The organism is Sutcliffiella horikoshii (assembly GCF_008180725.1).
GTDB lineage: Bacteria > Bacillota > Bacilli > Bacillales > Bacillaceae_I > Sutcliffiella_A > Sutcliffiella_A horikoshii_B.
Genome location: NZ_VTEV01000003.1, coordinates 159,850 through 174,603 on the forward strand (window position 1 = coordinate 159,850; position 14,754 = coordinate 174,603).

Below are 14,754 nucleotides of genomic sequence, written 5' to 3' on the forward strand. Positions count from 1 at the left end.
GCGCTATCCTTTTTTGCTGAATAGATCAGTAGAACGCTCGTACCAACTTTTAATTTCTTCATCACTCGCACCGGAATCCTCCAGTCTTTCAATCAGACTGTTAATGAATCCTAATTTCTCCGGGTCATTCAAACTTACCGCCATTTCAGCCAACTCCACTTGCTCCACTCTCACATCGGCTTGTTCAAACATTTCCAATGCATATGGATGATTTTTGTATTCCATTGCGTAATAGACCGTTTTGATTCCTGCTTGAATGATGGCCTTACAGCAGTGAAGGCATGGAAAATGAGTGACATAAATTTCGGCTCCACTTGTAGGTACACCAAACTTGGAGCATTGAAGCAACGCATTCATTTCAGCATGGATCGTTCGTACACAATGATTGTCAATGACATAACAGCCTTCATCGATGCAATGCACGCCCCCTGCTATTGATCCGTTATATCCCCCTGCAATAATACGCTTATCACGTACAATGGTTGCTCCAACGGCAAGTCTTGTACATGTACTGCGCAATGCCAGCAAATGGCTTTGTGCCATAAAGTATTGATCCCATGATATTCTCGTCATCATCCATCAAGCCTCCAATTTCTTATAACAACTTGCAATAACTCTAGTGTATCGACTCTACTCGAATTTCGTCAATTCAATTCGCAACAGTAATTTCATTTCTTAACTTTTCAAAAGATTTTTGCCCGATTCCGGTGACCTGCATGATATCTTCTTTACTTTTAAACAAACCATTTTCTTTCCTGTAGTCTACAATGGCTTTAGCTTTGGCAGGACCAATTCCGGTTAAGTTTGTCAACTCTTCCTCCGATGCTCTATTAATATTGACCAGCCCGTCAGAGGTTCCAGATTCTCCGCTTTCATTCGTCACTGGTTGCTGAATCACTTCCTTTATCACTTCGCCCTCTTTGGGAACATGAATAACCATTTCATCTACCAACAAGGCTGCTAAATTAACCTTATCTGAATCGGCTCCCTCCACAAAACCACCTGCCTTTTCTACCGCATCGATGATTCTGTCTCCTATTTTCATTCGATAAACGCCAGGATCCATGACTTGACCTTTGATATCAATTAGAATTACTTGATTGACAATCTCCTCTTCCTCAAGCTTGTCCACTTCATCTGAGCTAATTGATTCATTTTCTTCCCCTTGCACTTCCTCAATAAAGCTTATTTGCTCCATAGAAGACACTGCTTCACTCTCACTCAGACTTGACCAACCAAGTATGGAAATCAGCGCTAACACACTGATTGATACTAAAACTTTAATTTTATGGACAGACCATAATTCTTTCATTGCTTTCACCTTATATTCATAATAGTAAGTCTAAAAACATATAGTGTATGAGAAACTTTTTTGGATGGAGGAGGGAATAAACATGAAGATTGGAATGATCGGCACAGGCAACATGGGGAGAATCTTGGTTGAATCATTTGTCGACTCGAAAGCAGTACCTCCTGAGAATATAACGATTACTAATCGATCAATAGAGAAGGCGTTTAAAATACAGAGAAAATACCCTGATCTCCATGTTGCAGAGACCGCCGAAGAGGTGGTTAGAGCATCTGATATTATTTTTTTATGTGTAAAGCCATTGGATATACACCCCCTTTTAACAAAGATCAACAAGAACCTTACTGGCGATAAATGTGTTATTTCCATTACCAGCCCAGTATCTGTAGCACAACTGCAAACATTGGTCACTTGCCAAGTAGCGAGAATAATTCCGAGCATCACCAACCGTGCATTAGCTGGTGTCACTTTAGTGACGTTCGGTGATAATGTAGAACAAGAGTATAGAGAATATTTACTTTCCATATGTTCGCAAATATCTACTCCGATTCATATTAAAGAAAATGTTACAAGGGTTGCCTCTGACATAGTGAGCTGCGGGCCAGCATTTTTCAGCTACATTCTACAAAGATTCATTGACGGAGCAGTAAGCGAGACGGCTATTTCTAAGGAGCAGGCAACGGATTTGGCAAGCCAGATGATCATAGGAATGGGAAAGTTAATTGAAAAGGATATTTATACATTACAGACTTTACAAGAAAAGGTTTGTGTAAAGGGCGGTGTCACCGGAGAAGGGATCAAGGTGTTAGAAAACGAGCTGGGTGATGTGTTTCATCATGTGATTCAGAAGACGCATGAGAAGTTTGATGAAGATATTTCAGAGGTAAAAAAACAGTTTCATTAACTAAGGTATTCGTTACCAATCGACAAATTCCTTTAAGTTTTTATAAATTTTTCATAAAAAAAGGCGTCCTATAAATGGACGCCTATTTTTGTGCCACAAAGAACACTCTTTCTGTATGGTCAGCTATATGGTCGGTAGAATAATCCCCAGTTATAGATTTGACGGTAAATCCTACTTCTTCTAACCACTTTTTATATGTTTCAACATCGAAAGTCCTTTGGAAATGCAATTCGTCAAAACGCAAATAGCGGTCAGTTTCTTCTTCTTTAACAAAAAAGGATAGCTCATGTTCGACACTATTTGGATGCTCTCCAGGAAAACTGTTCCAAATATAAGATACATCCTCTTCTACACTCGTAAAGGTGTTGTTCATGAACACTTGTGTAATTTTATAAAGAGAATGAACATCAAAAAGCAGCAGCCCGCCTTTTTTCAATTGTTTGAAAGTTGATTGAAACGTTTTTCTTACGTCTTCCTCTGACTCTAAGTAATTTAATGAATCGCAAAAAATCGTGATGCAATCTACCTCTTCAAAGCCTTCTAACTCCGCCATATTTTGCTCAAAAAGTGGGATGGAAAGCCCAGAAGCCGAAGCTTTTTCATGAGCGATGGCCAACATGCTTTCTGATAGATCAACCCCTGACACTTCCCATCCTTCTTGGGCAAAACGAATCGCAAGTTCCCCTGTGCCACAACCAACATCTACGACTGAAAAACGATTAGAATCATCAGCCATATACCTTTGTTTAACAGTTTGGACAAAGGAGACCCACTTTTCATAAGGAACATCTTGCATCAATTGATCATATATATGGGCAAATTGTCCGTAAGCCATGTTACGTTAACTCAATTTGAATATCTTCACGAGGAGCGTCTCCCCAAAGACGTTCTAAATTATAATAACCACGTTCATCTTTATGGAATACATGCGCAACGACGTCACCTAGATCCACAAGAATCCAGCGAGCTTCATCAAAGCCTTCCATTCTGCGAACGTGTTGTCCATTTTCTTCTGCAGCTTCTTTAATGGCACGGGCGATTGCCTGTACTTGTTTGTCTGAGTTACCGTGGCAAATCAAGAAATAATCTGAAACAAGGGAAATCCCTTGCATATTTAAAGCTACCAATTCTTCTGCACGTTTATCATCTGCAGCCTTTGCTGCAAGTTGTAATAATTCGTTTGACATTTATGTTAACTTCCTTTCTTTTACCTTCATAGTCATATCATTATAAGCATGAAACGTATCGGGATAGACTGGTTGATTTCGCGTAATTAAGTATGTGATCGTATTCTTCATGGCTTGAATTAGGGCTATATCTAGCGAGCTCTTTGCAGATTCCCGAACTTGATCAACCCCAGGAAAGTCCCTGCCAGGCTCAATATAATCTGCTACATACAAAACTTTGTCAAGAGTACTCATGTTTATCTTACCCGAAGTATGGCAGCGTATCGCTTCAAGAACATCGTTATCAGCAATTCCTGCTTCTTTTTCTACTAGGTACGCGCCTACAGGGGCATGCCATAACTCATCATGATATTGCAATAAATCTTGTGGCATCTTCTGATCGATGATGATTCTGCGCATTTCTTCTTTATCCCGAAACTTGGCGTAATCATGAAAAATTGCTGCAAGCTCTGCTTTTTCCTGATCAACACCATAGCGCTCCGCAAGTTCTATTGCGGTTTCCATGACACCGATTGTATGAACATAACGACGCTCTGTTAGTTGTTCTTTGACCAGTCTTAACGCTTTTTCTCTATTCATATAGGCGTTTCTCCTCTATGATTTCTTTTACCTTATCCGGAACTAAGTATTGAGAAGTCCACCCATCTCGCACACGCTTCCTTATTAAGGTGGAGCTTATGTCCATTTGCGGGGTTTCCACCTCTAGCACAGGGTATGGTGATGAGAAAGAATAACCGGGACGCTTTACTCCTACAAATGTGACGAGTTCAAGCAACTTTTCTATGTTGTGCCATTTAGGCAAGTACTCGACCATATCTGCCCCTATGATAAAATAGAAGCTAGTATCAGGGTACTTTTTTGCTAATAACAATATTGTATCATATGTATAGGAGGGACCCTCCCTTTGAAGCTCAATGGTTTCCACCCGAAAGCTTTTGTTGGACGCAACAGCAGCTTCAATCATTTTAACCCTAATGGAAGTAGGGGTTAAGGATTTATTTTGCTTATGGGGAGGAATATGATTTGGCATAAACCATATCTCATCTAACGCAAGCTTTTGCCTGACATCATTTGCAATCAGAAGATGACTGACATGAGGCGGATCAAAGGTCCCGCCGATTATGCCCACTTTCTTCACGAAAATCCCTCCATCTCATTATCTTGGCAAGACTATTTGTTTGTTTTCTTTGGATTCTTTGTAAAGAATGATTGTACTTCCGATAACTTGTACTAGTTCAGCTTTCGTACCGGCAACAAGTTCTTGGGCCACATCTTTACGGTCTTCATCACAGTTTTGCAACACACTTACTTTCAGTAGTTCCCTTACTTCTAAAGCTTCTGAAATCTGCTTTGTCATATTTTCATTTACTCCGCCTTTTCCTACTTGAAAGATCGGATCAAGATGATGTGCCTCTGCTCTTAAAAATCTTTTTTGTTTACCTGTTAACATGTTTTTCCTCCTAGATGTTCTTTTACTAAGTTTTTCATTCTATCTGTATCGGGTAACTTCCCTGTCCAAAGTTCAAACGCTAAAGCTGCCTGATAGGCAAACATATGGATGCCGTTTTGCGTAACAGCGCCAAGGTCTTTTGCTTCCCGTAATAATTTTGTTTCTAAAGGATTATAGATGATATCACTAAAAACTGCATGTTGTTTAATAGAGTTCAACGCTAGTGGAATATCATTGATTTTAGGGAACATCCCCACCGAAGTGGTTTGAACTACCACATCATACCTATCCAGCTCTTTTGCAGCTTGTTCCACAGTGATACTTCGTGAAATCTGCTCTAATGAAAATTCTCTCACTAAATCTTCTGACTTAGATACGGTTCGATTACAGATATCAACATGTATACCTTCTTCAATAGCCAAAGTGTAAAATATGGCCCTTGCAGCCCCACCGGCACCGATAATAAGTATATGCTTATTTTTAAGCTCCACCACTTCTTTTAGAGCCTCGACGAAACCTCTACCGTCGGTGTTGTAACCAATAAGCTTGCCATTTTTATTTACCACCGTGTTAACAGCGCCAATTTTCAGAGCTGCCTCTTCCACACTATCTAACAATGGAATGATCGCTTCTTTATGGGGAATGGTTACATTGAATCCATTAACACCAAGGGCACGCATACCAGCAACCGCCGTCTCTAACTCACCGGCATCTACATGAAAGGCATGATAATGCGCGTCCATTCCGTTATGAAGAAACGCGTCATTATGGATGAGGGGAGACATGGAATGTGCAATGGGAGACCCGATTACTCCGTAAAGACTCTTCATCAGCCATCCTCCCTTTTAGATTTTAGATCAACGATTTTCTTACCATAACTCCTACGCCTTTTGGTACATGAGCCACCACTTTAATTCCAGGCTCATTGATCGTAACCCAACCAAGACCTGAGAAGACAATATCCGTTTTTTCATCTTTAATTGTAAATTCATGCGCAACAAGTTCAGGGAATGAATCTACAAATTCGTTACCTGGCGGCTGCAATAAATCCCCTAAGTGCTCTTTATATACATTGTCTGCATTCTCAAGCTTGGTACGATGAATATAAAGGTCATTGGACACGTAGCATGTAAAAGAGTTACGCCCGCCTTTTACATAATCAAACCGTGCCAAACCTCCAAAGAATAACGTTTGAGCTTCATTTAATTGAAAAATCTTTGGTTTGATTTCTTTCTTAGGCGAGATGACTTTCAGTTCCTTTTTATCAACAAAATGTGCCATTTGATGACGATTGATAATTCCCGGTGTATCAAACAACGAAGCGCCGTTGTCCAGTGGAATGTCAATCATATCAAGCGTTGTTCCGGGAAACTGAGAGGTTGTGATAACATCTGCCTCGCCAGAGAACTCACGGATAATGCGGTTGATGAAGGTCGATTTTCCGACGTTCGTACAACCAACCACATACACGTCCTTTCCATCCCTGTAGTCTTCAATTGCCTGTGCCAATTCTTTGACACCTGTTCCTTTATCCGCACTGATTAAAAAAACATCTTCCGGCTTCATGCCGAGCTCTTTTGCTGCTTGTTTCATCCAATTGATTACTTTATTTGGCTTAACGGACTTGGGCAGCAAGTCCACCTTGTTTCCAACTAATAATACTTTATTATTGCCGACAAACCGGTGTAAGCCCGGCAACCAGCTGCCGTCAAAATCAAAAATATCTACAATCTTTACCACAAGTCCTTGTGTCTGACCTATGGAGTTCAATATCCGGATAAAATCGTCATCTGTCAAGGAAACATCTTGAATTTCATTGTAATGTTTCAGGCGAAAGCACCTCTTACAGATCACCGCTTCTTTGTTTAAAGAGGAAGGAGGTGCATATCCCAATCCTTCTGGGTTCTCTGTCTGAATGGCCACTCCGCACCCGATACATACTATTTGTTCTTCCATATTCGTTAATCCTCCCAATTAATCATGCCTTTTTGCTTCATCCACGAAAGGATTCGTCTTTCTACACGGCGATTAAATTTTGTAACAAACCCGTCCGTTTGCGCAACCGGAACAACAAGAATGGTGTGTAAACCAATCCGATTGCCTCCAAGCACGTCTGTCAAAAGTTGATCTCCAATCACGACCACTTCTTCTTTTTGAAGCTTCATATCTCTTAGTGCTCTTCTGAAAGCACGTCCCATCGGCTTCCTTGCTCCATAAATATAGTTGATACCAAGTGGATCAGAAAACATCTTCACCCTTTTTAACTTATTATTGGAAACAATCGTTACTAAGATGCCAACCTCTTGCATTTCTTTAAACCATTCAATCAATGCAGGTGTCGCTTCCGGTCGATCCCATTCCACAAGCGTATTGTCTAAGTCCGTAATGATTCCTTTAATTCCCTTTTCTTTCAAGTCCATCGGCTTTATTTCAAATACACTTTTTACGTGCTGTGCAGGCAGAAAATACTTAATCATTTAATCACCCTCAATTTGTTTCTATAGTTATCGTTGTGAACATATATAATAGGACATTTTACGTTCAAATTAACACTTTACCATCTTACCTAAATTCCTTCTCCGTGTTAAGCATATTATTGATATTTCTAGTGTTAGCATGCTTCTGTTTTCAAATAAAAAGTATTGAAAATAAAAATTTTTCGACAAATTCCTGTCGATTTCAACACCTGTGGATAAACTTATCTACATTATACAGTATGCCCTATAACGTTTACTGGTAATTATAAACAATATACCCACATGTTATCCACCGCTAACTGTGGATAACAGAACGGTTGTTCTAACAAAAAATACATGGTAGAGTAATCGTACAACCTACAGAATTTACAATTATATGCATTACAAATGTTGAAAAGAACTAAACCTAAACATAATACTTACAACCATACATAGTGACGTAATAATAGGAGGTGTAGGGCAGAGGCCAATCTGATGAGAAAACTTTCTGATGAACTTTTACTAGAATCCTATCACAAAGCGACCGAGTTGAAACTAAGCACAGATTTTATTTTACTGATCGAGTTAGAGATTAAACGCCGTTCCCTCAGCTACAAAATAAAAGCAACTTCCTAAAAGAGCCAATCATCTGGCTCTTTTTTGTATAAATAGGTTTCTAGCTGTCGATTAGAGCAAAAGGCGAAGACTCCAACGGGGAGTAGGGACATTGTTGAGACCCCGCAACGAAGTGAGGAGGCTCAAGGTCCCCCCGCGGAAAGCGAAGCCATTTGCGGAAATCTACAGCGGTGAAAAAAGAAAGAAAGCTAGTGCTCTCACTAGCTTAGCCATGTGCCGATCTTTTGACCGACCTTTACCTCTTCCTTCTCTTTCAAAGTATCCTCTATCATAAACCCATCTTTCTCAAACAATAAAATAACCGTGGAGCCAAATGAGAAGTATGCCATTTCTTCTCCCTTTACAAGCTGCTCGCTTTCATGTGTCAACTCGATACTATTAACAAACATAGCCCCAACTTTTACAACGACAACATGTTTACCTTCGTGTTCAATTTCTGTCAACCTACGATAGTTTTTTGCCAGAGGTTCTTTTCCGTACTTTAATCCCATCTGATTAACAGGATAAGATTTCCCTCCAAGTGTCCACTGTTTGGTGACATTCCCTGATATCGGTGTATGAATTTTATGATAGTGGCTTGGACTTAAATAAAGAACCATATAGGAGCCACCCATATATTTTTCTGCTAACTTCAGATCTGAAAGCATTTCTCCAACAGAGTAATCGATCCCTTTTGCTCTCAGTTGCAGAGAATCTGTAATAAGCCCTTTCTTTTCGACTACCGCATCAACCGGGCTAACTACTGAGCTTTTTCCAGAATCTATCGGTCTGACATGAGGCTTTAAGTTTCGAATGAAAAATTGTTGCAGGGTTGGAAATGTATCCATCTGTTCCTGCATTTCTTCGGTATTTATATTATATACCTTCGCAAACGAAGGGATAAACCGCTTGCTAAGCTTCGAACTGGCAAAACGCTTAACAGCCATTGAAGAGAGTTTATGATTGGTCAATTCAATAGCCAGTCTGTATATACTTTTCAACAAATTGCATTCCTCCAAGATAATAATCCTATATATAAATGAGTTAATCTGCAGTGTGTGTTCGTCTACCTAAACTCCATGAGTGATATTATAACATTTGAGCACCAGAAAAGGCATCCCTATATTCAGGGATGCCTCTACTATCTACCTATTTGTTTGTAAGTTGTAAAAACTCTTCTACATCTTCAAGCGATTTTTTAACTGCTTTTTCCCAGAAGTCTCGTTGTGTCAGATCGACACCTAAATGCTTCATTGCTAAGTCTTCCACTGTCATGGAAGCTGTATCTTTTAAAAGGGCAATGTATTTTTCTTCGTAGTTCGTACCTTCTTCTAATGCTTGGGAGTAGATGCCCAATGAGAACAAGTATCCAAACGTATAAGGGAAGTTATAGAACGGAACTTGCGTAATAAAGAAGTGCATCTTGGAAGCCCAGAACGTTGGATCATATTCCCCTAAAGCATCGCAATATGCTTCTTTTTGCGCTTCTACCATTAGATCGTTTAACTTTTCCACACTTACCAATCCGTTTTTACGCTCTTCATAGAATCTAGTCTCAAATAAGAAACGAGCATGGATATTCATGTAAAATGCTACACTGCGCTGTATTTTATCTTCTAAAAGAGAGATCTTTTCCTGTTCATCCTTTGCATATTTAACGGCAGCATCGGCCACAATCATTTCAGCAAAAGTGGAAGCTGTTTCAGCAACATTACTTGCGTAAAAACGGTTCAATGTTGGAACTCCGTGCATAGCATGTTGATGGAATGCATGTCCTAATTCATGTGCCAATGTGGAGACATTAGAAAGTGTTCCAGAGTATGTCATAAAAATTCTCGATTGACCGGAAACAGGGAAGCTTGTGCAGAATCCACCTGGTCGCTTTCCTGCTCTATCCTCCGCCTCAATCCAACGGTCTTCAAATGATTTCTTTGTAAATTCTGTTAGTTCCGGGCCGAATTTGGAGAACTGTTCTATTATGAATTCTGCTCCTTCTTGGTAAGAAAGAATGGTTTCTTCAGAAGATAAAGGAGCGGACACATCATACATGTTCAATTTATCAAGTCCTAATAGTTCCGCCTTGCGTTCAAGATACTTCTTCAACGTGCCTTTATGATCCGTAATTACTTGCCACATAGTATCTAACGTTTCTTGCTTCATTCTATTGTTCTCGAGTGGCTCTTTTAATACAGAATCCCAGCCTCTTTGCTCATATACTTGCAGTCGGAACCCTGCGAGATGGTTTAAAGCAGAAGCAATGGTTTCGGCCTGGCTTTCCCACGCTTTTTTCCATGCATCAGAAACATTCTTGCGAACACTTCGGTCTCCATTTGAAAAACGGTTATGAGCTTGCCCAACAGAAAGCTCCTTCACTTCTCCGTTTTCTTCCACCGGTATTTTTATAGTACCAACGATAGAGTTATATAGCTTGCCCCAAGCATGATACCCGTCAACAGCTAATGAAGTTACCAGTTTCTCCTGTGCTGCCGGTAATTTGTCACCAGCTCTGCGTCTTCTTTCATTTAAAACGTATTCTAATGGTTGAAACACGTCTCTTTGGATTAGACTCGCCCACGCTGCTTCATCAATATCAACCAGCTTTTCATCTAATGCACCAAGCTGAACCTGTAATTTGGCATGCAGTTGTGCTACTTTCCCTTGTAGCTGTGAAGCAGTTTTGTCTTTAACATCCTGTGCAAGAAGACAACCGACGAAAGCAGATGCTTGTACCACTTTTTTGACGACGTTCTCATAGGAAACCAAAATACCTTCAAGATTTTCGGTTGAGAAAGCTTCTATTTGTTGCTCAAATGTATGAAGTTCTGATTGTATTTCTTTTAAATATGTATGAAAAGCTTCTGAATTGCTTCCTCCTTGGAAAAATACATCTAAATCCCAAGTTTCACTATATGTTTTCGTTGTCACGTTGTAACTCCCCCTTTTAGTTTCATAGATTAATTATAAACGAAGAGTGTAAATATTTCTACAATTCCAAACTATTTGATTGGCGTAAATTTCGCATTGCGAAGTTTTTCTTTTGAAGAAAAGAAAAAAGCCCATGCTAGAAAGCATAAGCTTATCTGTATAAGTGGTTTTTGCAATAATATGCGCCGCCAATTAGTAACAAGATAAACAGAATCACTAGAAGGCCATATACCCATCCACCATAATAACCAGGTCCGCATGGTCCAGGATAAGGAGGAGGACAACACCCAAAACCTCCGTAAGGGTACCCGTACATACCAACAACCCCTTTCTCCAACTAGGTATCTACACTACTACCATATGCACATCCCACAAAAGAGACAGGGCAAACGCGGAGAAAACCACAATTAAATTTGGGAAAGTTCGTGATATTTTTGTTACAGTAATATTAAATTCCTGTGTGGGGGTCAGACCCCCACAGGTTTTTCGCCCTCCATGCCGAAACCCCTTGGCCGGTTTGATCGCCAAGGGGTTTTTATGTTATTGTTTTTTCTTTTCTTTTTCAGCACGGTAGAATTCGTGGAACATTTTCATGAGGGCACGCTTTTCGATCCGTGATACGTAACTTCTGGAAATGCCTAGTTCTTTCGCTATTTCGCGCTGCGTCTTTTCATCTTTAAGATCAAGGCCAAAGCGACCGACGATAACCTCACGTTCCCTTTCATCAAGCACGTCTATATAAACTTTTATTTTCTCCAATTCCATATTAAGCTGTATGGTATCAATGACATCTTCTGATTCTGATTTCAGCACATCAATCAAACTGATTTCGTTCCCTTCCTTATCTTGACCGATTGGATCATGTAAGGAAACATCCTTCTTCGTTTTCTTTAACGCCCTTAAATGCATCAATATTTCGATTCTAATGTCAATAGAGTGCTAAGTCAACCCCTAAGGTTTGAACAAGCTAAACGTACTTTTTTGCGTACTTATTTAATAACCTATTTGCATTTTTCAAGGCTTGTTGGGAAGGTTCACGTTCAATTGTAACCGTCACGTTTAAATTCTCGAATTTTAATACCTTTCTATTCTGGGTTTTCTCAATAACTTCATATTTCATAAAGTCACCTCTTAAAATAGATTATAAAGTAATTATAAACAAAAAAATGACGCCAAATAATATGACGTCTAAAGATTACTTCGTCAACCAATCCTTTGTGAAGCATATCAATTGTTCTACAAAGATATGAACGTCCCATGTTCCACCAAGTATTATAATCGTCAATAAAGTATATGTGTTTGATATCTCTGTTTGTTTCTCTGCTTATGTCATTCAATTCAAATCCATCTAATTGAGTTTCGTAAATTCCATCAGAAATACGACTTCCAAAAGTTGTTGTATAATAGTATTCTTTGATCTCCCATATTGCTAAAGGATTTTGTGTGCTTGGATAAGCACCGTCAAATCTTCTTGAGAGTGCACCGATCAATTTTTTATCGTCATCTAAAATATAACTTAAACTCATTGGATTATCGTCAAAAAGAACGTCTTTTCCGTATATTAATTCATTATCATTTGCATATCTTCGCAGTGTTCTTTCAGTAATAATATTAATAATTCCCGTAAAATAAGAATAATCTCGTTTTTCGTTTTTTTGTTTATTTAATGGTAATGAACAAGTATAAGAATTTTGCGTATGATATAAAGCTAATTTGCGGAATTCTTCTTTTGCGATATCTTTATCCATGAATTGTTTTTTTACAAATGTGTTCAAAACTGTGGATCTATAATTTAGATATTCAAGCACGTCCTGAATAATATCTGTATCATAGTTTATATCTAAATCTTCCAACTTCTTTTCTGCTTCATGAATGCTATAAAGTCGTAATTCACCACTACCTCTTTTGGAATATCCAAGTTTCTCGGATATTATTTTTACATACGCCCAAAAGGACGAATCTCTTTCTAAAAAACTTGCATTAGCTTTCAAATGAACTTTTCCTCCTCCATCATTTTAAAAAAATTTGCAAGCGAAATTTCTAATGCTTTACAAAATTTATTAATGTTAATCAAAGATAGGTTACGTTCTCCTTGTTCAACGTCACTAATGTATGTTCTATGTAGACCCGTTCTTTCGGCGAGAACTTCTTGGGAGAATCCCTTTTGTGTTCTTAACTTTCTTACAGTTATGCCAAATTTTTTCTTGATTAGTTCATCACTTAAATGGTTAGTCATCATAGGAAAAAAATACTATTTTGCAGAGTATAAGTCCACAGACTATAAGTGACATTTTTTTCTTTTAGTAATATAATTGTTTATGCTATTATGGTATTAATAACTTTGGTTTTGAAAGGAATACATTATGGCATTAAACAAAATTAGTTCTCCTCCGCAGTTATTAAAATGGGTAGGGAACAAACATAAATTTGCAGAAGAAATTGTATCCCATATGCCCGACGAAATAAATACTTACTATGAACCGTTCATGGGTAGTGGTGCAGTTTTGGGAACACTTGCTTCAATGAATCAAAATAGCTTATTTCAAAAATATAAAAAAGCCGTGGGTTCAGACATTCTACCTTTTTTGATTGGTGTCTTTGAATATGTTAAAAACGATCCTCAAACACTTATTCAACACTATCGTGATTGTATAACTAATTACGAGGAAAACCGAGTAGAAAACTATCTTGAAATTCGTGAACGTTTTAATCAAAACTTTAATCCATTGGATTTCGCTGTAATTTCAAGAACCTGTTATTCAGGTATCATTCGCTTTAGAAAAGCGGATGGCTATATGAGTACACCAATCGGACCACATAAGCCGATTTCGCCCGAATCATTTGCAAGTCGTGTTATGGTTTGGAATGAATTAGTAAAAGACGTAGAATTCGTAAATAAGGATTTTAGAGAAGTAATGAAGAATGCAAAAGAGGGGGATTTGGTGTACTGTGACCCTCCTTATACTCATAGTCAAGGGATTCTATACGGGGCACAAGCGTTCAAGATTGAAGAACTTTGGGAAGCTATTGAAGGTTGTAAACAACGAGGGGCTAAAGTTATGCTTTCAATTAATGGAAAACGCAGATCAAAGTCCGAAGATATAAGTGTGGAATTCCCAGAAGATTTATTTGAACGTAAATTATATGTGAATTGCGGAATTTCAATGGTAAATCGACTGCAACGTGCTGGAAAAGCCATGGAAAACGAAGAAGTACACGATAGATTATTATTTACATGGTAATTGTAAAGTCGTCAGTTATGACGGCTTTTTTCATATACAAAAAAAACGCCCCAAATTGGGACGCCGTTATAGTTAAAACTTCGAATGAATTTCCGTTAATTGTTCGCCTAACTTTTCATATAACTTCGCAACTTCTTCTTCCTTGTCGGGATTGCCGTCATTCTTCATGATTTCGTATGCGGTCGTTTGGAACGCTTTGAATTCTTCCGTCATTCCTTTTTCCACAATTTCGTCTTTGAAGTAATTTACATAATGAAGGACGCCATTTGCAATCGTGAAATTAGCGGTTGCGTCGTCTTGATAGCTTCTATATTCTGAATTTGGTTGCCATATGTCGTAATAATAATTGACAAACGTCTCAAGTTCCGTGAATTCGGTTTTCGTTACCGTGAAATCTTCCATTGATAAATTGGGATTTTCGTCTTCCTTCACTATTTCAACTTCTTCTTTTGTTCCAATGTTTTCTTCGGCTTGAACGATCGTTGGCGTAGTATCTTCTGAGAATAGGAACGTAAAGAATAATATTGACATACTAATCATTGAAACACCGACAATACCAACGAACGACCAAATGATTTTACTTTTCATTGCTTTTTGTTTTCACTTCCTTTTCGATTTTCACTTTTATGGTAACATATGACATTATATTTTTGTATATGTAAAAAA

The 14,754-nt window shown here is 38.5% G+C and carries 18 protein-coding genes and 1 pseudogene; 3 read left to right on the top strand and 16 right to left on the bottom strand.

Annotated features, from left to right (window positions below; all coding sequences use genetic code 11):
- Positions 1 to 3: 3 nt before the first annotated feature.
- Positions 4 to 573 (bottom strand): ComE operon protein 2, encoded by a 570-nt coding sequence (locus FZC76_RS07670; RefSeq protein ID WP_148988023.1) that lies wholly within the window; start codon positions 571 to 573, stop codon positions 4 to 6.
- A gap of 76 nt (positions 574 to 649) precedes the next feature.
- A complete protein-coding gene (locus FZC76_RS07675) occupies positions 650 to 1,312 on the bottom strand; it encodes a helix-hairpin-helix domain-containing protein (RefSeq protein WP_148987665.1) in 663 nt (220 codons plus the stop codon).
- 82 nt (positions 1,313 to 1,394) lie between these two features.
- On the opposite strand from FZC76_RS07675, the gene comER reads away from it, so the two are divergent.
- A complete protein-coding gene (comER, locus tag FZC76_RS07680) occupies positions 1,395 to 2,213 on the top strand; it encodes a late competence protein ComER (RefSeq protein ID WP_148987666.1) in 819 nt (272 codons plus the stop codon).
- A gap of 82 nt (positions 2,214 to 2,295) precedes the next feature.
- Here comER and FZC76_RS07685 read toward each other — a convergent pair whose 3' ends face one another.
- The 8 genes from FZC76_RS07685 to FZC76_RS07720 are packed head-to-tail and all read right to left on the bottom strand — an operon-like array spanning position 2,296 to position 7,327.
- Positions 2,296 to 3,048 carry a class I SAM-dependent DNA methyltransferase gene (locus FZC76_RS07685; RefSeq protein ID WP_148987667.1) on the bottom strand — a complete coding sequence of 251 codons (753 nt, stop codon included), beginning with the start codon at positions 3,046 to 3,048 and terminating at the stop codon, positions 2,296 to 2,298.
- 1 nt (position 3,049) lies between these two features.
- A complete protein-coding gene (rsfS, locus tag FZC76_RS07690; RefSeq protein ID WP_148987668.1) occupies positions 3,050 to 3,400 on the bottom strand; it encodes a ribosome silencing factor in 351 nt (116 codons plus the stop codon).
- Positions 3,401 to 3,979, bottom strand: a complete 579-nt coding sequence (gene yqeK, locus FZC76_RS07695) for a bis(5'-nucleosyl)-tetraphosphatase (symmetrical) YqeK (protein WP_148987669.1) — start codon at positions 3,977 to 3,979, stop codon at positions 3,401 to 3,403.
- Positions 3,972 to 4,538, bottom strand: a complete 567-nt coding sequence (locus FZC76_RS07700; RefSeq protein WP_148987670.1) for a nicotinate-nucleotide adenylyltransferase — start codon at positions 4,536 to 4,538, stop codon at positions 3,972 to 3,974. Before FZC76_RS07700 ends, yqeK begins: the two co-directional genes overlap by 8 nt.
- An 18-nt stretch (positions 4,539 to 4,556) precedes the next feature.
- Positions 4,557 to 4,850, bottom strand: a complete 294-nt coding sequence (yhbY, locus tag FZC76_RS07705) for a ribosome assembly RNA-binding protein YhbY (RefSeq protein WP_010196148.1) — start codon at positions 4,848 to 4,850, stop codon at positions 4,557 to 4,559.
- Positions 4,844 to 5,680 (bottom strand): shikimate dehydrogenase, encoded by an 837-nt coding sequence (aroE, locus tag FZC76_RS07710; protein WP_148987671.1) that lies wholly within the window; start codon positions 5,678 to 5,680, stop codon positions 4,844 to 4,846. The genes yhbY and aroE overlap by 7 nt, the downstream gene beginning before the upstream one ends.
- 22 nt (positions 5,681 to 5,702) lie before the next feature.
- Positions 5,703 to 6,806 carry a ribosome biogenesis GTPase YqeH gene (yqeH, locus tag FZC76_RS07715; RefSeq protein WP_148987672.1) on the bottom strand — a complete coding sequence of 368 codons (1,104 nt, stop codon included), beginning with the start codon at positions 6,804 to 6,806 and terminating at the stop codon, positions 5,703 to 5,705.
- 5 nt (positions 6,807 to 6,811) lie between these two features.
- Positions 6,812 to 7,327, bottom strand: a complete 516-nt coding sequence (locus FZC76_RS07720) for a YqeG family HAD IIIA-type phosphatase (protein ID WP_148987673.1) — start codon at positions 7,325 to 7,327, stop codon at positions 6,812 to 6,814.
- 474 nt (positions 7,328 to 7,801) lie between these two features.
- Here FZC76_RS07720 and sda point away from each other — a divergent pair, with 474 nt between their 5' ends.
- A complete protein-coding gene (gene sda, locus FZC76_RS07725) occupies positions 7,802 to 7,942 on the top strand; it encodes a sporulation histidine kinase inhibitor Sda (RefSeq protein ID WP_010196138.1) in 141 nt (46 codons plus the stop codon).
- A 200-nt stretch (positions 7,943 to 8,142) separates the two neighbouring features.
- On the opposite strand, the gene FZC76_RS07735 is transcribed toward sda, so the two are convergent.
- From FZC76_RS07735 to FZC76_RS07755, 5 genes and pseudogenes are all read right to left on the bottom strand, one after another.
- Positions 8,143 to 8,925, bottom strand: coding sequence for a phosphatidylserine decarboxylase (locus FZC76_RS07735; RefSeq protein ID WP_148987675.1), 783 nt, complete (start codon positions 8,923 to 8,925; stop codon positions 8,143 to 8,145).
- A 145-nt stretch (positions 8,926 to 9,070) separates the two neighbouring features.
- A complete protein-coding gene (locus tag FZC76_RS07740; RefSeq protein WP_148987676.1) occupies positions 9,071 to 10,846 on the bottom strand; it encodes a M3 family oligoendopeptidase in 1,776 nt (591 codons plus the stop codon).
- A 540-nt stretch (positions 10,847 to 11,386) separates the two neighbouring features.
- Positions 11,387 to 11,773: pseudogene (locus FZC76_RS07745) on the bottom strand (sigma-70 family RNA polymerase sigma factor); the annotation flags it as partial.
- A 197-nt stretch (positions 11,774 to 11,970) separates the two neighbouring features.
- Positions 11,971 to 12,837: a DUF7687 domain-containing protein gene (locus FZC76_RS07750; RefSeq protein ID WP_262372485.1), complete on the bottom strand. Its 867-nt coding sequence runs from the start codon at positions 12,835 to 12,837 to the stop codon at positions 11,971 to 11,973.
- Positions 12,834 to 13,085 carry a helix-turn-helix domain-containing protein gene (locus tag FZC76_RS07755; RefSeq protein ID WP_148987677.1) on the bottom strand — a complete coding sequence of 84 codons (252 nt, stop codon included), beginning with the start codon at positions 13,083 to 13,085 and terminating at the stop codon, positions 12,834 to 12,836. The genes FZC76_RS07750 and FZC76_RS07755 overlap by 4 nt, the downstream gene beginning before the upstream one ends.
- A 124-nt stretch (positions 13,086 to 13,209) precedes the next feature.
- Here FZC76_RS07755 and FZC76_RS07760 point away from each other — a divergent pair, with 124 nt between their 5' ends.
- Positions 13,210 to 14,088, top strand: a complete 879-nt coding sequence (locus FZC76_RS07760; protein WP_148987678.1) for a DNA adenine methylase — start codon at positions 13,210 to 13,212, stop codon at positions 14,086 to 14,088.
- A 72-nt stretch (positions 14,089 to 14,160) separates the two neighbouring features.
- On the opposite strand, the gene FZC76_RS07765 is transcribed toward FZC76_RS07760, so the two are convergent.
- A complete protein-coding gene (locus tag FZC76_RS07765; RefSeq protein WP_148987679.1) occupies positions 14,161 to 14,676 on the bottom strand; it encodes a hypothetical protein in 516 nt (171 codons plus the stop codon).
- Between the last annotated feature and the right edge of the window lie 78 nt (positions 14,677 to 14,754).